Source organism: Rhodococcus sp. 21391 (assembly GCF_016772255.1).
Classification (GTDB): Bacteria; Actinomycetota; Actinomycetes; order Mycobacteriales; family Mycobacteriaceae; genus Rhodococcus_F; species Rhodococcus_F opacus.
The window spans coordinates 7,190,485-7,214,682 of record NZ_CP063781.1; the positions used below are offsets into that span (position 1 = coordinate 7,190,485).

General features: G+C 68.4%; 25 protein-coding genes and 2 pseudogenes. 11 read left to right on the forward strand and 16 right to left on the reverse strand.

Annotated elements, in window-relative coordinates; translation table 11 throughout:
* The first annotated feature begins 129 nt into the window (after positions 1–129).
* A pseudogene (locus GO592_RS33375) lies at positions 130–4,644 on the forward strand (HAD-IC family P-type ATPase).
* Here the strand turns inward: GO592_RS33375 and GO592_RS46320 are convergent.
* The gene (locus tag GO592_RS46320) at positions 4,558–4,854 is read right to left on the reverse strand and encodes an Rv1535 domain-containing protein (RefSeq protein ID WP_337952682.1); all 297 of its coding nucleotides are present in this window, start codon (positions 4,852–4,854) and stop codon (positions 4,558–4,560) included. The pseudogene GO592_RS33375 and the gene GO592_RS46320 overlap by 87 nt on opposite strands.
* On the opposite strand from GO592_RS46320, the gene GO592_RS33385 reads away from it, so the two are divergent.
* The 4 genes and pseudogenes from GO592_RS33385 to GO592_RS33400 all read left to right on the forward strand — a co-directional run bounded on the left by GO592_RS33385 (position 4,839) and on the right by GO592_RS33400 (position 8,632).
* Positions 4,839–5,111, forward strand: a complete 273-nt coding sequence (locus tag GO592_RS33385; RefSeq protein WP_172651953.1) for a hypothetical protein — start codon at positions 4,839–4,841, stop codon at positions 5,109–5,111. The two genes, GO592_RS46320 and GO592_RS33385, sit on opposite strands and share 16 nt — an antisense overlap.
* 742 nt (positions 5,112–5,853) lie before the next feature.
* A pseudogene (locus GO592_RS33390) lies at positions 5,854–6,046 on the forward strand (Hsp70 family protein); the annotation flags it as partial.
* A gap of 26 nt (positions 6,047–6,072) precedes the next feature.
* Positions 6,073–7,236, forward strand: a complete 1,164-nt coding sequence (gene dnaJ, locus GO592_RS33395) for a molecular chaperone DnaJ (protein WP_202715062.1) — start codon at positions 6,073–6,075, stop codon at positions 7,234–7,236.
* Positions 7,237–7,738: 502 nt separating this feature from the next.
* Positions 7,739–8,632: a magnesium transporter gene (locus GO592_RS33400; RefSeq protein WP_237737173.1), complete on the forward strand. Its 894-nt coding sequence runs from the start codon at positions 7,739–7,741 to the stop codon at positions 8,630–8,632.
* 314 nt (positions 8,633–8,946) lie between these two features.
* Here GO592_RS33400 and GO592_RS46680 read toward each other — a convergent pair whose 3' ends face one another.
* Together GO592_RS46680 and GO592_RS33405 are read right to left on the reverse strand one after the other, a co-directional pair.
* Positions 8,947–9,138, reverse strand: coding sequence for a three-helix bundle dimerization domain-containing protein (locus GO592_RS46680; RefSeq protein WP_371737008.1), 192 nt, complete (start codon positions 9,136–9,138; stop codon positions 8,947–8,949).
* A gap of 96 nt (positions 9,139–9,234) precedes the next feature.
* Positions 9,235–9,384, reverse strand: coding sequence for a hypothetical protein (locus tag GO592_RS33405; RefSeq protein ID WP_157234249.1), 150 nt, complete (start codon positions 9,382–9,384; stop codon positions 9,235–9,237).
* 639 nt (positions 9,385–10,023) lie between these two features.
* On the opposite strand from GO592_RS33405, the gene GO592_RS44910 reads away from it, so the two are divergent.
* From GO592_RS44910 to GO592_RS33420, 4 genes are all read left to right on the forward strand, one after another.
* Positions 10,024–10,170: a hypothetical protein gene (locus GO592_RS44910; protein ID WP_007297855.1), complete on the forward strand. Its 147-nt coding sequence runs from the start codon at positions 10,024–10,026 to the stop codon at positions 10,168–10,170.
* A gap of 7 nt (positions 10,171–10,177) precedes the next feature.
* The gene (locus tag GO592_RS44915) at positions 10,178–10,462 is read left to right on the forward strand and encodes a hypothetical protein (protein ID WP_007297854.1); all 285 of its coding nucleotides are present in this window, start codon (positions 10,178–10,180) and stop codon (positions 10,460–10,462) included.
* 113 nt (positions 10,463–10,575) lie between these two features.
* Positions 10,576–11,100 (forward strand): pyridoxamine 5'-phosphate oxidase family protein, encoded by a 525-nt coding sequence (locus GO592_RS33415; RefSeq protein WP_007297853.1) that lies wholly within the window; start codon positions 10,576–10,578, stop codon positions 11,098–11,100.
* Between the two features lie 18 nt (positions 11,101–11,118).
* Positions 11,119–11,766, forward strand: a complete 648-nt coding sequence (locus tag GO592_RS33420) for a CG0192-related protein (RefSeq protein ID WP_007297852.1) — start codon at positions 11,119–11,121, stop codon at positions 11,764–11,766.
* A 185-nt stretch (positions 11,767–11,951) separates the two neighbouring features.
* Here the strand turns inward: GO592_RS33420 and GO592_RS33425 are convergent, their stop codons facing one another.
* Positions 11,952–12,755 (reverse strand): MBL fold metallo-hydrolase, encoded by an 804-nt coding sequence (locus GO592_RS33425; protein ID WP_007297851.1) that lies wholly within the window; start codon positions 12,753–12,755, stop codon positions 11,952–11,954.
* 11 nt (positions 12,756–12,766) lie between these two features.
* Entirely contained in the window at positions 12,767–13,237 is a 471-nt protein-coding gene (locus GO592_RS33430) for a grhN (RefSeq protein WP_237720445.1), read from the reverse strand.
* 102 nt (positions 13,238–13,339) lie between these two features.
* Between GO592_RS33430 and GO592_RS33435 the strand changes: the two genes are divergently transcribed.
* Complete coding sequence (locus tag GO592_RS33435; protein ID WP_007297849.1) at positions 13,340–14,470, forward strand: helix-turn-helix transcriptional regulator; 1,131 nt, start codon at positions 13,340–13,342, stop codon at positions 14,468–14,470.
* A gap of 31 nt (positions 14,471–14,501) precedes the next feature.
* On the opposite strand, the gene GO592_RS33440 is transcribed toward GO592_RS33435, so the two are convergent.
* From GO592_RS33440 to GO592_RS33450, 3 genes are all read right to left on the reverse strand, one after another.
* A complete protein-coding gene (locus GO592_RS33440; protein ID WP_005254663.1) occupies positions 14,502–14,738 on the reverse strand; it encodes a hypothetical protein in 237 nt (78 codons plus the stop codon).
* Positions 14,739–14,825: 87 nt separating this feature from the next.
* Positions 14,826–15,155, reverse strand: coding sequence for a branched-chain amino acid transporter permease (locus GO592_RS33445; protein WP_007297848.1), 330 nt, complete (start codon positions 15,153–15,155; stop codon positions 14,826–14,828).
* The gene (locus tag GO592_RS33450) at positions 15,148–15,891 is read right to left on the reverse strand and encodes an AzlC family ABC transporter permease (protein ID WP_007297847.1); all 744 of its coding nucleotides are present in this window, start codon (positions 15,889–15,891) and stop codon (positions 15,148–15,150) included. Before GO592_RS33450 ends, GO592_RS33445 begins: the two co-directional genes overlap by 8 nt.
* Before the next feature lie 77 nt (positions 15,892–15,968).
* Here GO592_RS33450 and GO592_RS33455 point away from each other — a divergent pair, with 77 nt between their 5' ends.
* Complete coding sequence (locus GO592_RS33455; protein WP_007297846.1) at positions 15,969–16,409, forward strand: Lrp/AsnC family transcriptional regulator; 441 nt, start codon at positions 15,969–15,971, stop codon at positions 16,407–16,409.
* 1 nt (position 16,410) lies between these two features.
* Here the strand turns inward: GO592_RS33455 and GO592_RS33460 are convergent, their stop codons facing one another.
* From GO592_RS33460 to GO592_RS33495, 8 genes are read right to left on the reverse strand one after another with little or no spacing between them, the layout of a single operon-like run.
* On the reverse strand, positions 16,411–17,490 hold the full coding sequence (locus GO592_RS33460) for an MSMEG_0565 family glycosyltransferase (RefSeq protein WP_007297845.1): 1,080 nt from the start codon (positions 17,488–17,490) through the stop codon (positions 16,411–16,413).
* A gap of 1 nt (position 17,491) precedes the next feature.
* Positions 17,492–18,340, reverse strand: coding sequence for a carbon-nitrogen hydrolase family protein (locus GO592_RS33465; RefSeq protein ID WP_039951449.1), 849 nt, complete (start codon positions 18,338–18,340; stop codon positions 17,492–17,494).
* Positions 18,341–18,345: 5 nt separating this feature from the next.
* Complete coding sequence (locus tag GO592_RS33470; protein ID WP_007297843.1) at positions 18,346–19,602, reverse strand: MSMEG_0569 family flavin-dependent oxidoreductase; 1,257 nt, start codon at positions 19,600–19,602, stop codon at positions 18,346–18,348.
* A complete protein-coding gene (locus GO592_RS33475; RefSeq protein WP_039951448.1) occupies positions 19,602–19,904 on the reverse strand; it encodes an MSMEG_0570 family nitrogen starvation response protein in 303 nt (100 codons plus the stop codon). Before GO592_RS33475 ends, GO592_RS33470 begins: the two co-directional genes overlap by 1 nt.
* Entirely contained in the window at positions 19,897–20,853 is a 957-nt protein-coding gene (locus tag GO592_RS33480) for a carbon-nitrogen hydrolase family protein (RefSeq protein ID WP_005254655.1), read from the reverse strand. Before GO592_RS33480 ends, GO592_RS33475 begins: the two co-directional genes overlap by 8 nt.
* Positions 20,850–22,283, reverse strand: coding sequence for an MSMEG_0567/sll0787 family protein (locus tag GO592_RS33485; protein WP_007297841.1), 1,434 nt, complete (start codon positions 22,281–22,283; stop codon positions 20,850–20,852). The genes GO592_RS33480 and GO592_RS33485 overlap by 4 nt, the downstream gene beginning before the upstream one ends.
* A gap of 1 nt (position 22,284) precedes the next feature.
* Positions 22,285–23,343, reverse strand: a complete 1,059-nt coding sequence (locus GO592_RS33490; RefSeq protein WP_007297840.1) for an MSMEG_0568 family radical SAM protein — start codon at positions 23,341–23,343, stop codon at positions 22,285–22,287.
* A 10-nt stretch (positions 23,344–23,353) separates the two neighbouring features.
* Complete coding sequence (locus GO592_RS33495) at positions 23,354–23,878, reverse strand: MSMEG_0572/Sll0783 family nitrogen starvation response protein (RefSeq protein WP_007297839.1); 525 nt, start codon at positions 23,876–23,878, stop codon at positions 23,354–23,356.
* Positions 23,879–24,198: the final 320 nt, after the last annotated feature.

A 24,198-nucleotide genomic window follows, 5' to 3' on the forward strand; every position in this document is an offset into this window, starting at 1 on the left:
TCGAGCACGAGCACCGCACCCGCACTTCGGTGAGGCGGTGTCGATTTTCGCGGTAGTGGTGCTGCCGGGTGGGTCTGTCGTGAGTGCGACAGCAGTGGCCAGGGGCCTGGCGGCCATCCGGGCCGCTGCCTGCGGGCCGGGACCCGGGCTGCGGGTGTCGGCGCCGCGACGGCCCTGGACACCACCGTTGTGGGGGCGGCGACCGTTCTCGGTGTCGGGTCGGTGCTCCTGCGGGCGCCCTCATCCGTTGCTGCGGGGTCGCCGTCTCCTCGGGCGGTCGCGCGTGCGGCTGCCGGTGGTCTGCGTGAGGCGGCCGGGGGGAGCCCGGCACGGCGATTCGGGTCGGGTTCCGAGCGCACTTGGGTCGAGGTGCGTGGGCTGGACGGTCCGCAGGGACCGGAGGTGGCCGACCGGGTGCTGTCGGCGGTCCGCACCCTTCCGGGTGTCGAGGCCGCCGACGTGCATCGTCCGTGGTCGCGGATCGTGGTGTCCGCCGGGCCGGACGGTCCCAGCGAGGAGACGTTGTGCCGGGTTGTCGACGACAACGACACCGCCACGGCGACAAAGATTTCGGATCATCGTCCCATCGATCTTCCTGGCGACGACGTGGTGCTGGTCGCCCGGGCGGTGGGTGCCGCGACCGTGGGCTTGGGTGTCGCGCCGGCCGGGCGATTTCTGCGTCTGCCCCGGTTGCCGACCGCCCTGGCATCGGGGGTGGTCTCGGTCGACTACCAACCGCGGCTGCGGGGATGGGTGGAGAAGGCGGTGGGCCCAGGTGCCACCGATCTGCTGTTCGCGACCGCGACCGTATACACGCTGACTCTGTCGCCGGATTCGCTTGCGCTTGACGCCGCGCTGCGGGGCGCGCTGGTCGCGGAGACGTGGTCGGCGCGACGGGCGTGGCAACGCGTGGAGCCGGCTCTGCATGCCGCTGTCGACGGCCCACCCGCATCCCTGCCACCACGGGTCGCACCCACCGGCCTGGTTGAGCGCTACGCCGAACGCGCCGGCCTGGCGGGCCTGGTCGGCGACGTGGCACTCGGCGCCGTGACCCGCAACCCCGCCAGCATCGGGATCGCGACGCTGGTGGCCGCCCCCAAGGCGACCCGGTCCGCGCGGGAGCTGTTCGCCGCCACCCTGGGGCGGGGGCTGGCCGACCGGCACGACGTGTTGCCGCTGCACCCGAGGCGCTGCGCCGCCTGGACTGGGTCGATGCGGTGGTGATCGACCCTCGCGCGCTCTACACCCCGCAGCTGACCGTCAGCCGGGTGCTCGGGGTGCGCGACGGGGATCGCACCCGGGTGTGGGAAGCGGCCCGCACCGCGGTCAATCAGGGCCGGCTCGCCGCGGGGTGGCATCCGGTGACCGCCGTGCCCGGCGTCGCGGGCACCGCCCTGGACGACGTTTCCGATGACGGTCCTCGGGTCCTGGTCAGCCCGGTCCACGGACCCGTACGCGTCGGCGGTCGTCGCCGAGGCCCGCCGCGCCCAGGTCGAGGTCGTCTCGGTCGACGACGACGCCCTCCGCTCACTGCGCAACGGATTCAATCGCCTCGTCCCGCTGGCCGGCTCAATCGACGACACCCTGCGCGAGGCGGTGACCCAGCTCCAACGAGACGGTCGAGCAGTCGCGGTGGTCGCGGCGGGGGCACCCGAGACCCTCGTGCGGGCGGACGTCGGAGTCGGTGTCACCCGTGACGGTGCTCCACCGTCGTGGGGTGCGCACCTGTGGGCCGCCGACCTGACCGGGGTGTGGCGCATCCTGCACGCGATCCCGGCGGCGCGGACAGCCAGCCGCCGGGGTATCGAGATCTCTGCGCAGGCGTCGGCACTCGGCACCCTGCTGCTGCTGCCCGGTGTTCCCGGCAGCGGACCGGAACCGGTCACCGCCGGGGCGGCCCTCGGTCTGTGGGTCGGTCGCTCGAAGGCCCGGGGCGTGCTCACCGCGCCGCTGCCCGCACCACGGCCGGGACATGAGTGGCATGCGATTCCCGCCGCCGAGGTGCGCGAGCTGCTCCCCACGCCGCGCAGGGACGACCACACCGCCCCGATTCCGAAACGCCGATACTCCGGGTTCGCCACCACCGGACCCGCACGGGCAATCGGTCGCATCGGCGTCCGGCCCGTCACCACTACGTGGCACTTTCTCCGCGCGGTGCGCGACGAACTGGACGATCCGCTGACCCCGATCCTCGCGACCTGCTCCGCGGCGAGTGCGGTGCTGGGCTCACCGATCGACGCCGTACTCGTCGGGTCCGTTCTCGTGCTCAACGCCGGCATCTCGGCAACCCAGCGACTGCGCGCCGAAGAGGTCTTGAATCGCCTTCTCGCCGTTCAGGATGCGCCGGCACGCCAGCTCACCGAGCTCAAAGACGCCTACGACCCGGTGGATGCCGCCGACTGTGGGGCCGACCGCCGCTACGTCGACATCGCGGCGGACCGGCTCCGGCCGGGCGAGGTCATCGAGGTCCGCCCCGGCGAGGTGGTCCCCGCCGACGGACGACTCCTCGCCGCCGAGGGGGTCGAGGTCGACGAGTCGGCGCTGACCGGGGAATCGCTGCCGGTGGTCAAACAGACCGATCCCACACCGGGTGTGCCGCTGGCCGAGCGCACCTGCATGCTCTACGCCGGAACCACGGTGCTGACCGGGACCGCCGTGTCGCTGGTGACCGCGACCGGCCGGACCACCGAGACCCGGCGTGCCACCGCCCTCGCGCCGGCGAAGGCGCGGGAGGTGGGCCTGAACGCACAGCTGAGCCGGTTGACCCGGCGGGCGATGCCGGTCAGTTTCGGCGGCGGCGGCATCGTCACCGGAATCGGTCTGCTCCGCGGCGCCGGCGTGCGATCCGCCGTCACCAGCGGAGTCGCGGTCATCGTGGCGGCGATTCCCGAAGGACTGCCGTTGGTGGCCACCCTCGCGCAGATGTCCGCCGCCCGCCGGCTCACCCGGTCCGCGGCCCTGGTCCGCGTCCCGCGGTCGGTCGAGGCGCTCGGGCGGGTCGACGTGGTCTGTTTCGACAAGACCGGCACACTCAGCGAGAACCGGCTGCGTGTGTCCGCCGTGGAACCGGCACCGGGATTCACGCGGAAACAGGTACTGTCCTACGCCGCGCGCACGGGGTGGTCGTCGAACGGTGGACCGCCCGATCACGCCACGGACGTCGCGATCGTGGACGCCGCCGACGCCGAACACGCGCACGAGGGCGAGGGCGAGGGCGACCGGACCCGGCAGGCCTACCTGCCGTTTCGTTCCGGCCGGTCCTACGCCGCCGCGGTGTCCGGCCCCCATCTCGCGGTGAAGGGCGCACCCGAGGTGATGCTCGAGTCCTTCGGCGAATCCGACGGTTCGCTCGCGGGGCGGGTGCACGGGATGGCCTCGGCAGGTTTGCGGGTGATCGCCGTCGGCCAGCGTGGGCTCAGCACGGACGACGCGGCGGCGGCCGCCGAGGACCCCGACGCCTTGGCGCGACTCGCTGAACGCGAGCTCGAGCCGGTCGGGTTGCTCGGCCTGCCCGACACTCCCCGCGCCGACGCCGTCGGCCTGCTGCCCGCGCTGCTGGACCAGGATGTCGGTGTCCGCCTGATCACCGGGGACCACCCGGTCACCGCCATCGCGATCGCCGACGAATTGGGGATGCCGGTCACCCCGGAGCAGGTGATCAGCGGCACCGACTGGGACGACCTCTCGCACCGCGAACAGGAGCGGGCAGTCGAGGACCGTCGGGTGTTCGCCCGCATGTCCCCCGAACACAAGGTGCAGATCGTGCAGACCCTGGAGCGGATCGGCCGGGTGTGTGCCATGGTCGGCGACGGCGCCAACGACGCCGCCGCCATCCGGGCGGCCAGCGTCGGCATCGGAGTGGCCTCCCGCGGCAGCGCTCCCGCCCGCGGCGCGGCCGGCGTCGTCCTCCTCGACGGCAGGGTCGGGGCCCTGCTCGATGCGTTGGACGAAGGTCGCCAGCTGTGGCGGCGGGTTCAGGCCGCGGTCGCCGTCCTCGTCGGGGGCAACGCTGGTGAAGTCGCCTTCGCCCTGATCGGCAGCGCCGTCTCCGGGCGCTCACCGTTCAACCCCCGCCCGCTGCTGCTGGTGAACATGCTCACCGACGCGCTACCGGCCGCGGCCCTGGCGGTCAGTCCCACCAGCCACAACGGTGTCGCCACCCGGGGACCCGACGAGGCAGCGCTGTTGCGCACCGTCGCCTTCCGCGGCACCACCACCACCGCCGCCGGCGCCACCGCGGCCTGGGCTATGGCCAGCCTGACCGGCGGACCCCGGCGGGCCTCCACCGTCGCCCTGGTCGCACTCATCGGCACCCAGCTCGGGCAGATTCTGCTGGACTCCCGCAGCCCCCTCGTTCTGACCACGTCGGTGGGGTCCCTCGCCGTCATGACGGTATTGATCAGCACCCCCGGAGTCAGCCAATTCCTCGGCTGTGTGCCCCTGGGCCCGCTCGGCTGGGCGCAAGGCTTCGGATCCGTCGCGGCAGCCACTGCCACCGCGGCCATCGCACCCGACCTACTCTCCCGCACACCCGGGATCAGCCACACGATCCGCGAACTACTCCACGCCGCAGGTAACCACGACCGCACACTGTCCTTCTCGGACAGTCCCGTCGACGTCCTCAGCGGCGGGTGGAAGGAGTGAGGTTCGGTCGATGATCTCGATTACGCCCACCCGCACCAGCAGCGCGTACAGCTCCCGCAACGGCGGCGTGAATACCCGCGCCACCACGGACACCACCGGATCTCCACCCACATCGACCACAGAGTTCGCCACGCTGCCACCCTGCGGACCCGAAACGAACTCCCGGTAAACCCCACACAGTGCGGAGGCGAGCAATGGTCGACAAATCACCTACCAGCCCATCCCACCGGGACACGGTCGAACGCGTGCGCCACGCCGACAGCTTCGCTGTGAAGCTGCCGATCGTGGGGAGCGTCGGCATCCCCCGGCCCGAGCACCTGGCGTTCTACGCCGCCCTCGGTGTCCTCGCGGCACTCGAGGTCATCGAATGGCCCGTCGCCGTGATCGTCGCCGCCGGGCATGTCATGGCCGCCGAGGAACACCACCGCACCCTGCACGAGGTCGGCGACGCGCTGGAGTCGGCCTAATACCGTAAAGGTCAGTGACCAACGCCCGAGCTGTGTACCCGGAGCCTCCGTGCGTCCACCGTTCCTCTATGGTTCTGTCCCCCAACAGGTCACGGCCGGGCTGCGATCCCGCGCGTGACACTCGGCGCCCTCCCGATGTCCTCCTCCGCTTCGAATATCGGCTCGTCCGCCTCCCCTGCAGTTGGTCGAGAACATCGCGGTCACCCACCTCGACGAGCAGGGGCCGGTTGCGACTTGCCTACCAATAGTTCCTTATCGGCTGCGACCGCGCCGCCGCCTACCTCCTCGACGACGAGAATTCGGCTGCACGTGCCGCCGCACTCAAGCGACAGATGGCCGGCGTCCGCTTGCTGATCGCGCGCGAACAGCACCGCACTAATCATGCAAAGGTGATCGTGCTGGACCGGCAGCGGGCACGGTTCACTGAACGTCATTGCCACGAACGGGCGCCAGACCCGGACCCGACCTGAACTCTCACGCGATCGCGGGCGCCTGCTTCCGCGGCGAGCCGGCTCCGAGCGACTGCTTGACAGGTTTCCCTGACCGCACCGGACCACGCCAGCGCGATGGGTGTTCCCCGTGGACAACAGGAATGAAAAGGTGAGCGCCTAACACTCAATATGGTTCTTGACCAGGATGTTCTGTAGGGAGAAAATTGCGTCTGATGCACTCAAGCTAGGTTGGTGCCGTCCACGGTTGGTTGCAGTATTCGAGGCCGGGCCCCACCTGCCGAGGAGGCCTCATGGCTCGAGCCGTCGGCATCGACCTCGATCTCGGTCGTGTCTGCACAGGAGGCCGCCGAGCCCGTACTGCCGGCCAACACCGAAGGCTCACGCACCACCTCGTCGGTCGTCGCGTGCGCCAAGAACTGCCACGTGCCAGTCGGCCTGCCTGCCAAGAACCACCCCGTCACCAACGTTGACCGCACCACCCGCTGAGCGCGGGAGGAAGGAGATGGCCAGTGACGCAGCGGGAATGGTTGGAACGCGACTTCTATGCCGACCTGGGCGTCCCTTCGAACGCGTCGGTCGAGCAGATCAAGAAGGCCTATCGCAGGCTCGCCCGCGCTCTGCACCCGGATGCCAACCCGCAGGACCCCCGAGCCGAGGACCGCTTCAAGACAGTCAGCGAGGCACACGCCGTGCTCTCGGACCCGGCCAAACGCAAGGACTACGACGAGGCACGCAGGCTGTTCACCGCCGGCCCCTTCGACCGCACCCGATTCCACCCCGGCGAGCGAAGCGCCGGCGTCAGCGGCGATTTCGACTTCGGCAACCTGTTCGCGCGAGGCTCAACCTCCTCCACCGCGGGTGGCGGAATAGGCGACCTCTTCAACCGTGCCGGCAATCGGACCACCGGCACACGACCACGGCGCGGCAGCGACGTCGAGACCGACACCCGGCTGCCCTTCCGTGACGCCGTCCGAGGCGTCGTGGTGCCACTTCGAGTGAGCACTACTTCCACTTGCACCGCATGTCACGGCAGCGGCGCCACGCCCGGCACCACCGCGAGAGAATGCTCACGCTGCAACGGGATGGGATTGGTCACCCGGAACCTGGGGGCATTCGGGTTCAGCGAACCCTGCGACGACTGCCGTGGCACCGGCACCCTCATCGACGCACCGTGCCCGGACTGTCAGGGCGCCGGCATCGGGAATCGCACCGGCACGATCAACGTCCGGGTGCCGCCCGGCGTGCGCGACGGTCAACGCATCCGCATCCCCGGCCGGGGCGAACCGGGCCTGCGGGGCGCACCTGCGGGCGATCTGTATGTGAGCGTGCACGTCAACACGGACCCGGTGTTCGGCCGCGACGGCGATGATCTCACCGTCACGGTTCCGGTCACCTTCAGCGAACTAGCCTTGGGTGCAACGATCTCCGTCCCCACCCTCGACGGCCACGTCGGAATGAGGATCCCAGCCGGCACGGCAGCGGGACGGACCTTTCGAATTCGCGGTCGCGGAGTGCCCGTACGCGGCGGCACGGCGGGCGATCTGTTGGTCAGAGCCGAGGTCACGGTGCCACCGAAGCTGGACAGCACGGCAGCCGAAGCCCTGCGGGCCTACGCGCAGGCCGAGAAGGCAACAGGATTCGACCCCCGTGCCGGGTGGGCAGGCAAGAGATGACTTCGACATCCGTCCACAGGGGAGGAACTGCCGTTCACCGATCCCGTTCGGTGTGCGGCTCGGTCGGCGGCCACGCTCCACAAGCGGATTGAACGAGGCAATGCGCAGTGAGGTGTAGGACACGATGACACCCGGGTGGACTTCGGACAACAAAGAAGGCGGCGGGTGGTGATGTCGGGGGCGCCGATGAGATCGCGGGCCCGCGGTCAGCATCCTATCGGTGTGCAGGCGGGGGAATGGCCGAACCCGCCTGTGCACCGCGCAACAACTGTGCATTCGAAGCGAAATGCATTGGACTGCAATTTTATTGGCCGAATTTATGTCGGTGATGCGCAACCGATCGTTCACCGAATGCGAAGGAACACAACCACACCCGCACATACGACATTCTCCATGTCGCACGCACGCACCCACGCCACGGCCGACGGGATGATCGTCGTGTGCATCACATCGACGGGTGGGTCTCTCCGTCTCGACGAGCAGGAGGCGGTGCGACTGGCCTGTGAGCAGTTCCTCAGCGAAGCGACCGCGCGACTCGCCGGGGATCATCGACTGGTCCGTCGTCGCGGTGCTCGACGACGACCACCTGGTCGGCGTGGCGGTCATCGAGCGGATCCTCGGCGCATCGGGCGGCGCCACCATCGGCGACGTCATGGATCCCGACCCACCGACCGTGACACCCGACACCGACGAGGAACATGCCGCGTGGCAGGCGGCGCAGGACGGAAAGCCCGGACTCGCCGTGGTGGACGCCGACGGCCGGTTCCGGGGTCTGATCGCACCGCAACAGCTGCTCACGGTGCTCGCGCACGAGCACGACGAGGACCTGGCCCGGCTCGGCGGATTCATGCACTCGGTCGAAGCCGCCCGCACGACCAGCGTCGAGACGGTAGTGCGTCGGCTGTGGCACCGGCTGCCCTGGCTGCTCGTCGGACTGCTCGGCGCGATGCTTTCGGCGGGTTTGATGGCGGGATTCGAGAAGCAGCTGGACGCCAACCTGGCGGTGGCCTACTTCGTGCCCGGCATCGTCTATCTCGCCGACGCCGTCGGCACCCAGACCGAGACCCTGGCGATCCGCGGGCTGTCGGTCGGGATCGGGATCCGGCGCATCGTCGGGCCGGAAGTCCTCACCGGGTTCTGGGTCGGCACCATTCTCGGCGTGGTGATGGCACCGATGGTCGCGCTGATGACCGGGGACTGGGAGCTCGCGGCCGCGGTTGCGGTCGCGGTGTTGTCCGCCAGTGCCATCGCCACCACGGTGGCGATGGTCCTGCCCTGGCTGCTGCACCGGCTCGGCAGGGACCCGGCCTTCGGATCCGGGCCGCTGGCCACCGTAGTCCAGGACCTGCTGTCGATCGTGATCTACCTCGCGGCGGTCACCGCGTTCCTGACGTGACAGCACCCCGGCACCGACCGGCCTCCATACGGCGGACGCATGCCACGCCCCAGCCGGCCGGACGAGACGACATGAGTTCCATCGCAGGAACTGATCGGTCACCAGCTCATCGACCCGTTCGTCCGCCCAGATCAGGTCCGATGCGGCCGCATGGTCTCGGGCCCGCAGGACGTCCCGCGCCGCCCCCGCCCGGCCGTGGCGGCGGCCACCCCCCATGTCCGAGATGCTGCCTCGCAGCTTGTGGGAGCGACCGGCTCGGGGTGGTGCAGCCGCGCCCCTCGGCGATGTGAACTGAGTGACGGCCTCCCGCACGGTTACGTCGGCACCAGCGCCTGGAGTTTCTCGCGGGCGAGTCGCTCGACCAGCAGGGGAACGAAGTCGCGCACCTTCCTGTTCGCGAAGTGTCGTGCGCGAGTGCACCACCTGCTCGATGCTCTCCCGGGGCAGATCCGGATACCGGACGTCTTGGCGGTCGATGACGTGGTCGATGTGCAGCAGCTCTTCATCGCGCGTCATAGAAAATCCTCCGCCCGGCGAGCGGCGGGGTCGAAGAGGGGATCGTCTTCTTGCACCTTGGCCACGACAACGCCGATAGGCACACCTCACACCCGTTCGGTGCCGGGGTCGTCGACTGCCGGGGCGGGCGACGGGTCGGGGTGATCCATTCGCTCGAGATGAGCCTTGATCCATTCGGTGGTATTGACCCGCCCAGGAGGGCGCGCGGACGAGTAGTGGACTGGTACGTCAGTCACGGATACTCATTTCTTCCGACGTCGGTGCAGTGCGGGCGCATGTGGCAGATCCCGAGAACGACCGAGACGCGAACCGCACCTGCACCGTGCCCCGCGGCGGGTGCTGCGTCAAGGCGCACGGGTGCATCTTCGCCCGGTGCGGGATCGGTGGCCAGGCTGTGTACTCGGTCCAACCACGGTCTAACCAGCTACGCCCGCCGCGCTGCGGCCTTCGGTGCGGCCGGTGTTTACGAACGGGACCAGGGAATTTCGTGCGGGCACACCGTTGCCGCGGCCACGGCGAGGATGCAGCATTGAGGCCGTGCGCCGACCACGCTGGCCCGCGATCGCACCGCCGACGTGCGGCGGTGTCCAGGTGCACGGCCACCGGCTGCTGGCCGCCGATACTCACCTGACCCTGGACCTGGTCCGCATCGTGGCGTTCCCCGGTGGCCTCGGTGTCCACCTCACCCTGACCGCCATCGGCCGGCCCGCCGAGCGGGCCCGGTATCAGACCCGGACGCTGACCGATTCCGCCGACCGATCGGCCAGCTGGTCCTACCTCGCGGTGCGCGCCGGGACGGGTCACCTCGCAGTTGCGGACCCGTACCTGCCAAAACCGGACGTCCACACCCGCGACCAGGGACAGTGCATCTACTGGTGTGGAACATCGTCAACCGCCTTGCCAACGCGTTCGGCTTCACCCTCCTGGAAGGCCAGTTGCACAGCGGTACCCGCGCCCTGCACCGTTTCGGCTACCGCTTTCCCGGCTTCCTGCTCGCCGACGGCGAGAAACCCGACGAGTGACGATGTCGTGGCCAACCTCCGCCACTCGGTGTTGAACCGGCCCGCCGTCACCGACCCGGGCCTGCGGATCGCCGCCGCGGCCGGCGACCCGCTTCCCGAACCGTGGCAGGCCTACGCCGCGATGGTCCGCGACGCCTCCTACGCGATCACCGATACCGACATCGGCCGGCTCCTCGCCGCCGGACCCACCGAGGATCAGGTCTTCGAGGTCACCGTCGCCGCGGCGGTCGGCGCGGCCCTGGAGAGTTTCGATGCCGGAATGTCCGCACTGGGACACACGTCCACGAGCTGAATCGAGCAGATCGACGGAAAAACCTGACACAGGATGTCAGGGTCTCGGTGCGAGCATGGTTTCACCGTTCGGCGCCGGGCCCCGGATCGACATCGACACAGACAAGGACCTCCATGCGCGAAACACGAGAAGAGCTCGAAGAGCTCCAGACCCTCCTCGACGCCTCCCTGTCCCGCTCCACCGCACATCTGCGTTCCATCATCAACACCGAGAACACCCTGACCGCAGAGCAGCTCACCCAGATCGTCACCGGCATGTGCACCCTCGCCCTGTCCACCGTCACGGCCGAGGGCGAACCGCGGATCAGTGGTGTGGACGGGCACTTCCTGCACGGAAAGTGGCACTTCGGCACGGCACGCGGCGCCGCCAAGGCCCGCCACCTCGCTGCCCGGCCGGCCGCCAGCGCCGCGCACATGCGGGGTGAGGACCTGGGCGTGTTCACGCACGGCACGGTGGAGACCCTCAACCCCCGGGACGGCGAGCCGGCCGCGGACTGGCCGGACCTGCTCGCCTACTTCAAGAGCCTTTACGGCGAAGACTTCTTCGACTGGGACAACGACGTGGTCTACTACCGGCTGCATCCGCACTGGATGACCGTCTACGCCGCCGGTCTCGACGCGGCACCGGTTGCCGGGTGAGGCGGTACCGTCGGCCGTGTGGCTCTCATCCATCACGCTCAACTGTCTCCGTCCAAGGCCGAGATGCTCGGCGAGTGGGTTCCTCGCCAACCCTGGATCGGGTCCGCCGACGCGTCGTCCCTCGAGGTCGTCGGTGCGTACCGGTTCGACGATCCGGCCGGGGAGGTCGGCATCGAAACCCACCTGGTCCGGACGGCCGACGGGCAGGTCGTGCAGGTGCCGGTGACGTATCGCGGTGCCCCGACGGCCGGTGCGGAGGCGTCGTTGATCACCACGATGCAGCATTCCGTGCTGGGTGAGCGCTGGGTCTACGACGCCTGCGCCGACCCGGTGTACGCGAGTGCGCTCGCGACGGCCATCCTGACGGGCGGGACCGAGGCGGAACTCCAGTTCGCCGCACTCGCCGAGCGCCGTGAGGTGACCACGAGGGTGTCGGGTAGCGGCTCACCGGGCTCGACCGTGCCGGTCGTCGGTGCCGTGACCTGTGCGAATGAGGGAACGGCCACCGTCATCACGGCGGCCGCGATCGGCATCCGGGTGTTCCGGGTGATCGATCCGGATCGGGTCGCGGACCTCGGCTCGCACACTCTGGAGGGCACCTGGCCGGGCCGAGGTGCGCCGGCGCTGCTCGCGATCGCGCATCCGACGGCTGACCACGACGTGTGACGCGGGAGGGGCGGAATATCTCCGAGGACGGTACAGTTGAACCCGTCGACGGTGTCGGACATACCCCGGGTACCACATTAAAATTGTCGCCGAGAGCGACCACTTGCCGAGAGGCGATATGACGGCACCGTCGCAGAGGCCGCCGGCACCATATGGTGTCGGCGGCTTTTTTTCTGCGGTGGACCTCACGCGACGGGCTCGAATCCGGCCAGCATCTGCTCGAGTGCGGCCTGGTCGGGCCCGATGAAGGGGTCTGACTTCGGTGCCTCGGCGAGCATGTCCAGAAACTCGGCGGTGCGTCCGTCCGCCGGGGGGAGGTGGGTGCTGAGGATCCATCGCGGGTCGAGCGCCCGGACCGCGGCGACGGTGCGCAGGAACTTCGTCTCGTCCACCAGGTGCACCCAGGGACTGTCGACGGTGGCCCACAGGTGCTGCGCGGCGCGGACGGCGCCGGGTGCGGAGTACCCGACGTCGTTGGCGGTGGCGAGTTCGGCGGTCTCCATCGGCGCCCCGAAGCAATCCGACGAGAAGCAGGCCTCGCTGCGGTCGTCGTAGAAGCCGACGGTGCTGGGATTGTCGAACAGCGGGGGCCGCAGCGCCGTCAGTGTGCGATCGCCGACGTCGAGGGATTGACCTGGATTGAGCAGGTAGACCCGGTCCATCGGGACGGGCCGTGCGCAGGACATGATGCCGATGCCCGCGAACGTCGTGATCAGGCGGGCGCGCGGCGCCGCGTCGAGAAGGTCGAACAACGCGCCGGTGTGATCGCGGTCCGGATGCGTCAGCCAGATCCACTCGACGTCCGCGGGGTCGAGCACTGATCCCAGGGCGTCCATGAAGCCGCGTCCGGGCAGGCTGAGTCCGGTGTCGACGACGACGGGTTCGGCGGCGTGGAGAACGTACGCGTTCACCGGTAGGTGCCCGATCCCCGGTACTTCCAGTTCGTCGCCGAGTACCGTGATGTCGCGTCGGATTCTGTTGATACGCATGGGAACTTTCCTCAGTCGTCGTAGTCGACGCGGATCAGCGACCGGGCGATCGTGGCCAGTTCGGCTTCGGTCGGCTCGTATCCCCGCGGGACCTTCAGGCCCAGTTCGAACGGGGTGGCCCCGTCGTCGAGCGCGGCACGGAATGCGGCGCCTGCCTCGGCGGGGGTGGCCTCGAGTAGCAGGGCCCAGCCCCGGCGGACACGGCCCCGGTGGGTGACCGTCACGGGTGCGCCGCCGGCGAAGTTGCGCCGCCACGGACGCTCGGTGAAGACGAGCGTCTGACCGTCGACGTCGTGCAGGCATACCGGCACTCGCAGGGTGCGCCCGGTACGACGGCCGGTGAACTCGATCAGTCCTTGGCGCCGGATGCGCCGACCCAGTGACCGGGTCGTGAGGACCCGCCGGACCAACGGGTTGACCAGCCGCATCAATTGGGGTGGCGGCGGGTTCAGCCGCACATTTGCGGTATCGGTTTTGGACATGTCACCGACGCTAGGAGCGGTGGAGCGGGCGCACCATTCCACAATTCTGGTATTTCCGCCGCCGATCCGCGCTCGTACGCTTGACTCGTGAGCGTGGATTCCGTGCAGTGCGCGGCAGACAAGGTCGCACGATTGTGCGCCGCACCCCGCGGACTGGTGTCGCTGTGGCGGGACGCGTCGGACGTCGTCGCCGGTGTCGTCCCGTACTACTGGACGCCGTGCTGGTTCACCCTCGACCCCGTGTCCATGCTGATGACCAGTCACTATCACTTCGGCATGGACGAATTTCCCGGAGAATGGCTGGCCGCCGAGTACTACGAGGACGACGTTCAGTCCGTCCCCGACGTAATGCGTTCCGCCGAAGGGATTTCCACGTTGCACGAAGCCGCGCACGGTGATCCGTCGGGAAGTCCGCGCTGGCGCCGGAACCGGACACTCGGCGGCGACCAGGAGTTGATTGCGCGGCTACGCACGCGCTCGGGAGAAACCTGGGGAGCGCTGAGCCTCTATCGCGACGAGGGGATGCCGATGTTCTCGGAAACCGAGAAGTCGTTCGTGCAGCAGATCGCGCCGGTCCTCGCGGGCGGTGCCCGCCGAGCACTGCTGTGCGGGCAGGCCGAGGAACCGGAGTATGCGGATTCGCCGGGTCTGCTCGTCCTCGACGAGAAGTGGAACATCGAATCCGCGACGCCCGGGGTCGACCGGTGGATGGTGGATCTGCCGGGCGGGGACTGGGATCGGGGGGAGTTGCCGGCCTCGGTGATTACTCTCGCCGGTCGCGTGTTGCGGTGTGTGGAAGACCGCGACCGGCTGGGCGACGTGGCCATCTCGCGGGTGCTGTCGCGGTCGGGGGCCTGGTTGGTGCTGCACGGGGCATGCCTGACGTCGACGGGCAGGCGGCGGATCGCGGTGATCGTGGAGCCGGCGCATCCGAGCCGTCTGTATCCGCTGCTGATGTCGGCGTACGGGCTGACCGAGCGCGAGAAGGAGGTTACGTCGATGGTGTTGCAAGGGGCGTCGACTTCGCAGATCTCCGCCGAACTGCACGTGTCGGCGCAGACCGTGCAGCAACATCTGAAGAGCATCTTCGACAGGACCGGTGTGCACAGCCGACGCGACCTGGTCGGCAAGGTGTTCTTCCATCACTACGAGCCGCGGTTCCGTGACAACGAAAAGCGGACCGCCGCGGGCAGGCCTGTCCGCGGCGGTCCCTGGCCGACGCAGAGGGGTTGAGTTCCGCCCCGGGCCAGTCGGGGGCGGAGGCCTACTGTTCCTTCTTCAGGCGGGCGGCCAGCATGGCCTTGCCCAGATCGCCACCCTTCCGGCTCACGGCTTGGGCGCGGCGGAAGAAGTCGGCCAACTCGGCGTCACCGTCCATGTCGGCGTCCGAAATGTAACCCTCGAGACGCAGAGCGTTGCTCAGTGACGCTTCGACGAACCAAATCAGGTTGTAGTCCTTGTCCCGAACACCCGTCACCGAACGTGCATCTTGTTCGCTCATCAGTGCGTCCTTCCCGAGAAACGGCCGACTGTCTTGTGGTTCCTGCCTACCCGTGTGGTTGCATCGTAAACGTGAGGCGCGCCGGGCTCAGGCGAATGCCCAGTTCATCAGGGCGACATACAGCCCGGTCCCGACGACGATCGAGAGCACCGCATTCTTGCGCCACAGGTGCACCGCGGCCGTCGCCCCCACCGCGACCAGTTCGGGGATCCCGTGCGACGGAGCGGTGACGGAGACGTTCTTCAGCGAGTACGCCACCAGGATCAGCATGATCCCGGCCGGCAGGTAGACACCCAGATAGCCGACGAGCGCGGACGAGCGCAACGGCATGACGATCGCGAAGGGGACGGCGCGCAGGGCGAACGTGACGATCGCCATGATCGCGATGGCCGCGAGGATGTAACCGGTGTCAGGCATCGGTGGCCACCTTTCGCCGGGCGAGGAAATAGCGGACGACGAGCAGGCTCACGAAGGCGCCCATCGCTATCGGCAGCATGTGTCCGGGGTCGACGAGGCGCGCGATCAGCGCGCACATCACGGCCATCGAGGGCACCGCGAAACCCCTCTGGGACCGGACGGCCTCGATGGACAGCACGACGAACAGCGCGGTCAGCGCGAAGTCGAGACCGACGATGTTCTCCGGGATCCATTGCGCCGCGGTCGCTCCGAGCATCGCACCACCGATCCAGTACGCGTGGAGATACAACTGCGAGTACACGACGACCCGGCCGGACATCGACTTCCGGTCGCCAGTGACCGTCATGGCGTACGCCTCGTCGGTCAGCGCGAACATGCTGTAGAAGCGGGCGAGCCGGCCCTTCACCCTGTCGAGGGGAAAGCTCAAGGCGTAGAACACGTGCCGGAAGTTCACCAGCAACGCGGTCAGCGCGATGTACGGGAGCGGCGTCATCGCCGCCACCATGCCGACCGCGATGAATTCGAGGGAACCGGCGTAGATCAGCGAGGTGAAAACCATCGCCCACCACGGGTTGAGTCCCTGCTGGACGACGAGCACCCCGAGGGCGATCCCCAGCGGAACCAGCCCGATCCCGACGGGGAGGGACGCCTGCAGGGCGCGACGCCATTCCGGAGCGTGCCGGGGGGCGGAGTCGACGACTGCGGTCGTCGAGAGGGTTGCTGGATCGATCACCACGCAAATCTATAGCAACTATCCCGGTGCGCGATTGCGAGCAAATGCCCATTCTCCGCACTCTGCGCAATAATAGTTCAATGGATGACATCGATCACGCAATTCTGGACCACCTGCGGAATGACTCCAGTCTGACCAACACGGAATTGGCGGATCTGGTGGGTCTGACTCCGTCCCCGTGCCTGCGCAGGGTCAAGAAGCTCGAGGCGGACGGAGTCATCACCGGCTACCGCGCCATCGTCAGTCAGGAAGCGCTCGATCGGGGTTTCCAGGTGATCGTCACAGCCGAGATCGGTGTGAACGACCAGGCGACCATCGAGCAGTTCGAGTCCCGGGTCGCTGCCTTCGACGAGGTGATCGAATGCCGGAGGCTGTTCGGCATCCCCGACTACTTCATCCGGGTGGCGGTCCGCGACCTCGCGACGTACGAGGACTTCATGGCCACCAAGCTCAGCGGGCTCCCGGCGGTATCGCGGGTCACCTCGTTGATCACGATGAAGACGATCAAGAGCGCCGACTGAGTCAGCGGTGCGCCGCGACCTCCCGGTAGAACTCGAGATGTTTCTGCGCAACGTCGTCCCATCGGTGTGAGCGAGCGAAGGCGCGCCCCTCGTCGAGGGAGGAGCCGTCGGCAGGCTCGGTCAGGGCGCGTGCCATCTCCTCGTGGTTGGACGCGTACCGGACCGTCCCGCGAAAGACCTCCCGTAGGACCGGCAGGTCGCGTGCGACGACGGGAACGCCCGCCGCCAGGGCTTCCATCGCGGCCAGTCCGAATCCTTCCTTGGTGGAGAGGAAGGCGAACGAGCGCGCCTGGGCCACCAGCGAGGGGAGGTCGGCGTCGTCGATCGTTCCGAGAATGGTCGGTGTCACACCCAGCTCCGCGGCCCGTCGGTCGAACTCGTCCCGGTACCCCCGGTAGTCGAACAGGGTCTCGCCGCCGGCGAACACCAGCCGCAGGTCCGGTTGCTCCTTCACGAGTAGTGCGAACGACTCCAGCAGGTCGATGCTGCCCTTGCGCGGTTCGATACCGCCGACCGCCAACACGTAGTCGCCCAAGTCACCGGCCCACCTGCGGCGACGCCGGGTGTCCTCGCGTGCTTCCTCGAATCGGGCGGCGTCCACGCCGTTCGGAATGACGGCGCAATCGAGACCCCACCCGGCCGAAACTTCGGCGGCGACGGCGGCGGACACGCAGATCCGCGCGTACGGATCCACGATCGCGCGCTCGTGGCAGGCGGCCAGCGCGGGCGTCGTGAACTGGTCGAGATGGTGGATGGTTCGCACGCACCGCCCGACGGCGTTGGCGCTGATGCAGTCCTGCGCGTGGACGATGTCGTAGGCCCCCGGGGGGAAGGCGGCGCGCATCGTCTCGATGGATCGGAGGATCCGCTCACCGACGGTCTCGTCGTCGACGTGTGCGAACGGCACCACTCGCACGGTGACAGCCGGGTCGACAGGACGGAAGAAGGCGGCGTCGCCGTGCCTGCCCAGAGTCCAGACCGTCACGTCCGCACCCTGTCGGGCGAGGGCCTCGGCCAACGCCAGCGTGTGCACGACTCCCCCGCGAGGTTTGGTCGAATAGGTCAGCAGAGCGATCCGCACGTCAGTGTTCTCCTCGGTCCAGCATTCTCCGGTAGGTGTCGATGCGGCGTTCCTCCAGGTGCCGTAGCACCTTCCTGGCCCGGTTGACCTCGTAGTCGACGTCGAGTTCGGCGACGGCGAGGCCGCCCTTCGTCCCCGTTCGCGCGAGCACGTCGCCGCCCGGGCCGACTACCTTGGCCTGACCGAGAAACCGCAGGCCACCCTGGATTCCGGTCTGGTTGGACGACACGAGGACCACCTGGTTCTCGGCGGCCCGGGCCGAATCGTAGAGATCGAACAGGCGTGATTGCCGGTCCTGCATCATGCGCGCCGCCCGGTCCGTGATGCTGGCAGGCCACGCGGACAACGCGGCGATGATCCGCGCGCCGTCGAGCGCAAGGGTGCGAGTGGATTCCGGGAACGTCTTGTCGTAGTCGATCAGCATCCCGATCCGGCCCACCGGTGTGTCGAAGGCGGTGAAGGAGTCACCCGCGGCGTACGCCAGAGATTCCCCGGCCGGCTGATGCACCTTGCGGTGACTGCCCAGCACTCCGTCACCGGTCACGCAGGTGGCGGCGTTGTATCGCACCCCGTCGCACAGTTCCGTGTACCCGATGCAGACCGTCATGCGGCCCGCCATCTTCGCGACGGCCTTCAGTTCCGGGCTGTCCGCGGCGAGCGCGGGCGGAAGCTCCTCTGTGTCCGGCCGCCGGAGATCCGAGATGTAGCCGCCGAGGCAGGCGTCGGGCAGGACGAGCAGGTCCACCCCGTCGTTCGTCGCACTCTCGATCAGCGCCTGCAACTTCAGGAGCGCGCGATCGATGTCGCGGCCGAAGTGCCCCGCCAATGCTGCCAACCGTGTCGTCACCATAGGCGTCAGGCTAGTGTCGCCGTCGCCGGCAACACACCCGCTTCGAGTTCGATGCGGTCCGCCAGATACTCCGCGTCCCGCGCCACTCCCGCGAACCGTCCCGAACCCCACGTGTGCTGCCACGGAAGGCCGAGGAAGTACAGCCCGGGCACCGCGGTGACGCCGCGGTTGTGGGTGGGATGGCCCTCACCGTCGAACACGCCCGCGCGGAGCCACCGGTAGTCGGTCCGGAAACCGATGGACCACACCACCGACGTGATGCCCGACGTCGGCAGCTCCAACTCGGTGACCTCACGTTCGGGACGCCAGACCGGCACGTACCGTTCCTCTCGCGGCGCATCGATGCCCGCGCGGTCGATATAGGCGTCGATGGAATCCTTGATGCTCTCACTGACGGCATCGGCAGCATCCAGCGACGACTCCAGAGTGGGCGCGAACCGCAGGGTGCCGTCCACGACGTCGAGCAGCCGCCCGTACAGGCGCATTCCCGTGAGCGCGAACGCACGGAGGTCGATGTCGCGGCCACCGTCCCGGCCGGTGACGTAGTGGTTGGTGTTCTCCCGCTTGCCCAGACCGCCCGGGTGATCGGCGATCGAGACGTCGTAGGTGCCCATGTCGTGCAGCCAGGCCACGCAGTCCCGGCCGCGGTAGAACCGCGCGACCCGCGGCGCCCCACCGGTGACGAGGTGGACGGTACGACCCGCGAGATGAAGATCCTCCGCGATCTGGGCGCCGGACTGGCCGTTGCCCACCACGAGAACCTCGCCCGCGGGCAGCTCGCCGGCGCTCCGGTACTGCGACGAGTGCAATTGCGTGATGTCGGCGGGCAGCCGTTCGGCGAACCGGGGAACGACCGGTGTGTGGTACCCGCCGACCGCGACGACGACGTGGTCGGCGTGCATCGAGCCTTCCGTCGTGTCCACGTCGAACCCTCCGGAACCCGACTGCCGGACCCCCACCACCGTGACCCCTTCGCGCACAGGAGGATCGAAGGTATCGGCGTACCCACGCACGAACTGGTAGGTCTCCTCGCGGTTCATGAACCCGTCGGGATCGCCGCCCGAGTAGCTGTATCCCGGAAGGGTGCACTGCCAGTTCGGAGTGACGAGAGTGAAGCTGTCCCAGCGACTGTCGCGCCACTCGTGCGCAATCGACTCTCGCTCGAGCACCACGTGGTCGATTCCACGCTGCACCAGATGCCAGCTGATCGACAGGCCCGCCTGGCCGCCGCCGATCACGACGACTGTGTGTTGTTCGGTCATCACGACTCTCCGGGGAGTGAAGCCGGGTTCATCTCGAGGACCCGGACGAGGGATTGGGGGTCGAGGGTGCGGCCGGCGCGTTCGAGTTCCTGCATCTGCTCGGACGCGGACGTGCAGTACATCCCGAACTTGGCACGGACTCGCTCACTGGCCTCGGTGAGCGCCGTCGTGGTGCGTGTGAGGAAATCGGCGACCGTGTAGTCCTCACCGGCCACCAGGTGGTCGTGCATGACCAGCGACGGCGAGTAGCAGGACTGGGTGCTTCCGTTCGGCCAGCGCACCGTGAACGTCATCTCAGGCATCGACGGGCTCCAGTTCGGCTGTCGTGGTGCGGAGGAACGACGGTCGTGCCGTCGCGTCGAGCCGGGTGCCGCTCACCCGGTTCTCCGCGACGACGTCTCCGTACAGTTCCGGCCGGCGGTCCCGGAGGTTGTACATCCCGCCGCTGCGAATCGCGTCCAGTTCGGCCTGCACATCCAGCGTGGCCGAGGCGAGGCCGGGTTCCACGCCTGTGGTGGCGAGGATCTCGCCGCCCGGGCCGACGATCTTCGCGCTGCACACGAACCGGAGCGACCCGAACGTCCCCGCCTGATTCGACGCCACCCAGACCACCTGATTCTCCGTGGCCCGCGCGCGGTCGTAAATATCGAATCTCTGCTTCCACCGGTCGTCTTCGGGGTTCTCGACGCGGTTGGTGCGGGCGGTGGGCCACGCCGACAGCGACGTGATGATCTCCGCGCCGTCGAGGGCGAGCGTCCTCGCGGCCTCGGGAAAGGCTTTGTCGTAACAGATCTGCATGCCCATCCGTCCGACCGGGGTGTCGAACGCTTCGTACTTGTCGCCGGCGCGGTAGCAGAGGTTCTCCCCCAGCGGCTGGTGCACCTTGCGGTACGAGCCGAGTATCCCGTCGCCGTGCAGCGTCACCGCGGCGTTGTACCGGTCGGCGCCGTCGGCCTCGCAGAATCCGAGGGTGATCACCAGGTCGCCGGCCATGTCGACGACCCGCCGGATCTCGGGCCCGTCCAATTCCAGTGCGGGCGGGAGGCTGCGGAGCCGACGCTGCCGCTGCTCCTCGGTTTCGTCGCCTCCGCCCAGGCTGGGCAGGTAACCGCCCAGGCAGGCCTCCGGAAGCACGAGTAGCGAACTCCCGGCTGTCCGCGCCTGCTGGATCAGTTCACCGATCGTGCGATACGCCTGTTCCATGTCGCGGCCGAACTCGGCTGCCGCAACGGAGATTCCGATGTCAGTCATGCTCTTCCCAATCCTGTGACCGTGGAGTGCACCACGCGTGTCGTTACGCCGTCGGGCCAGCGAAGGCTGACCCCCGGCTCGTATGTCAATTCCCCGCAGACGGCCGAGGTGGCCGGCCCGGCGGGCGCCGGGGCGCTACCGCGCCGATCGGCGGTGATCATCGCGAACCCGGGAAAGCACGTCATCCAGTCACCCGCCGTCGTACCGGGCGGCCTGGGGACCGATGCGACGTCGAGGACGGCGCCGAGTCCGCTCGCCTCGGCGAGCATCCCGGTGGTGCCGGCGATCCCCGCCATGCTGATGTCCTTCGCCGCGGCGGGGCGGGTGCGGGCGACGAACGAGGCCATGTCCCGCAGTTCGTCCGAGCTGCGATGGGACGTCGAATCCCACTGCTGTCCGGTGTATCCCGGCCGCCATTGCCCGTCCAGGTCTGCTGTCAGCGTGAGCTCGTCGCCGACCCGACCCCCACCCGCGGGCACCGGATCCGCGGTGCGTCCGAGCGCTGTCACCGACAGCGCCGCGGGAACACCGAGCTGGGTGTGGCCGCCCAGTACCGGTACGCCCCACGCTTCCGCAGCCCGGCTGAGCCCACGGATCACCTTCGACAGGATCGAGGTGTTCGGTGCGCCGACCGAGTCGAGCATCCCGACGGGGACGGCACCCATCGCCGACAGGTCGTTGAGGTTGACGAGGGCGGCGCACCATCCGGCCCACTCGGGATCGCGCTCAACCATGGCGGGCAGGATGGCGTCGCACGCCGCAATCAGGTCGCTGCCCGGTACCGGTGCGCCGTCGTCGCCGCGGAACCCGCTGCCGCCGAGCGCATCACCATGCGCACCCAAGGGAGCCAGGGTGTGGGCCAGACAGGACTTCGTGCTCTGGACCAGACGCTCGACGCGATCGATCGGCCACGTCATATGCACGTGCGGCGCGCCCGCCACCGTGACGTCACCCATCCGCGTCCAGCCCAGGTGGGCGAACATCGTTTCGTTCCGGCTCTGCACGGTGGCGTCGAACCGCAACGCGCCGCGGGATTCGGCGTGGGCGCAGGCGGCGCGCACGAGTGCCTTTCCGATTCCCCTGCTGCTCCGGATGTTTCGACCCACCACGAGGCGGCTTCCCACCCACCACCCGAGGTCGGTGCCGTCCGTCATCGGGGCGAGGCGAACACCGCCGAGCACCTCGCCCGTGGTGCTGATCGCCACGAGCACCACGGTTCGGGGATCGTCGTCGACATCGTCCCGGTCGCTGGCGGTGAACAGTCCCTGTTCCACGACGAACGTCTCACGCCGCAGTCGTCGGTACGCCTCGATCATCACCCGACCGGTGGCGGGTTGCACGAGGAAACTCCACTGTGACTCCTGAACCGACGGCCCGGTGAGGACGGCGAAATCGGAAGGAGTGCTCTCGGCGGTCGGCAGGTCCCACATGTCAGCCTCCTGCGTTCTGAAGGACGCTGCAGGCCCCACACGCGGCGCAGCCCGCCTTCTGGTCGGCGCCGCGCATGCCGACCGCCTGCAATTCCTTCGCCACCCGCGAGGTGACGTCGGCGAGCAGGGCCGGCGACGGCGCCTGAGCCCCGTCCTCGACTGCCAGCGTGCCGGCGAGCGGCCGGAACGGGACGACGAACGGGTAGACGCCCATGTCGATCAGTTCGGCTGCGCCCGCGACCAATTCGTCGGGATCTTCACCCAGCCCGACCAGCAGGTAGGTCGACACCTGATTCCGTCCGAAAACCCGAACCGCCTCGCGCCACGCCGCCCGGTACTCGTCCAGCGGAACAGTCGCCTTGCCGGGCATCCAGCGCCGCCGAACCTCGTCGTCCAGGGACTCCACGTGGATGCCGATGGAATCGGCCCCCGCGTCCCGAAGATCCGTGATGGTCCCGAGATCGCCGGGCGGTTCGCACTGCACCTGTATGGCGAGGTCCGGGGCCACCACCTTGACGGCCGCGACGCATCGCGCCAGGTGACGGGCACCGCGATCCTTGGCCGCCGACGTGCCCGTGGTCATGATCATCTGGGTGACGCCGTCGAGGCGGACGGCGGCTTCGGCGACCTCGGCGAGTTGTTCGGGCTTCTTCACCGCGATTGTCGAGCCGGACTGCAGTGATGCCTCGATCGAGCAGAATCGGCACCGCTGTGCCGGGTCGTATCGAATGCAGGTCTGGACCACGGTCGTGGCGAGTACGTTCGTCCCGTGCAGCCGGGCGATCTTCTCGTAGGAGATTCCGTCGGCGGTATCGAGGTCGTAGAACCGAGGCCGTCGGACCGGCTCGATCTCCACCCCCATGTCGGTGCCGTTCAACAGCAGGCGGTTTCCACTGACTTCGTACGGGCTGTCGGACCGGATGGGGATGGCGCCGCCGATCCCGCCGATCAGTACATGACCGTCGTCGCTGGGGCCGGCGCCGGAAGTCCGGGTGACCGGGACGTTCAGTGATCGAATTCCACGTACTGCTACGTCAACTCGTGTCGAGAGATCGCTCATGGTTCACACCTCAGACCATGTATGTGGAGTTGATGATGGCGCCCTTGCGGGAGTAGTGGATGATGGCGTCCTGCACATCCAGGGGATGTGCGGGCACGACGCCCTCGATCAGGTCCTCTTCCCGTCCGCCGTGCAGCGCGAGGCCGAAGCGGCACGCGAAGACGGTCCCACCTTCGGAGATGAATGTCGCGAGTGCGTCGTTGATGTTCTGCTCGCCCGGGAAACCGTTGTCTCCGGTGGTCGGAAACCCACGCGTCGCAAGGCAGTTGAGGGCGCCGGGGCCGTAGAAATAGATTGCCGACTCGAAACCCTTGCGCAGTGCGCGGGTTGCCTGCAGGACGGCGACGAAGCTGACGGAGGATTCGTGCGCGATGCCGTGCACCAGCGTGAAGTAGGACTCGCCGTCCTGGGCCTTGTAGTCCGGGAAGATCTTCGTCGACCCGTAGATGTTGGTGCCCTTGGGCAGTGCCGGGTGGGGAATCTCGCCGAGTGCCTTCTGGATGTTCTCGGCGATGGTGTTCTCGATGTCGGTCACAAGGGACTCCTGGTTGTTCGGGGGCGGAGGCGCCCGAAGGGCCTGAACGCGCTGATGAGATGCTGTGGGCGACGGGCCGGGCGTAGACTTCGATGTCCATTCGCTCTGCGTGGGGAGAGTGCGCTGCGCACTCCGTCGACCTGAAACAAGTACACGGTTCGGTGATTTCCGAATGGTCACGCGAGGAACAAGCTCAGGTTTCGTAACCCTCACCGCGGCCCGAATCCGGTAATCCGGTCGTAACACCGACCGCGTGACTCTGCGCACCCGCCGATCGAAAAAGTAAAGAGTCCTTTACTATGGGTGACTCGTACCCCGAA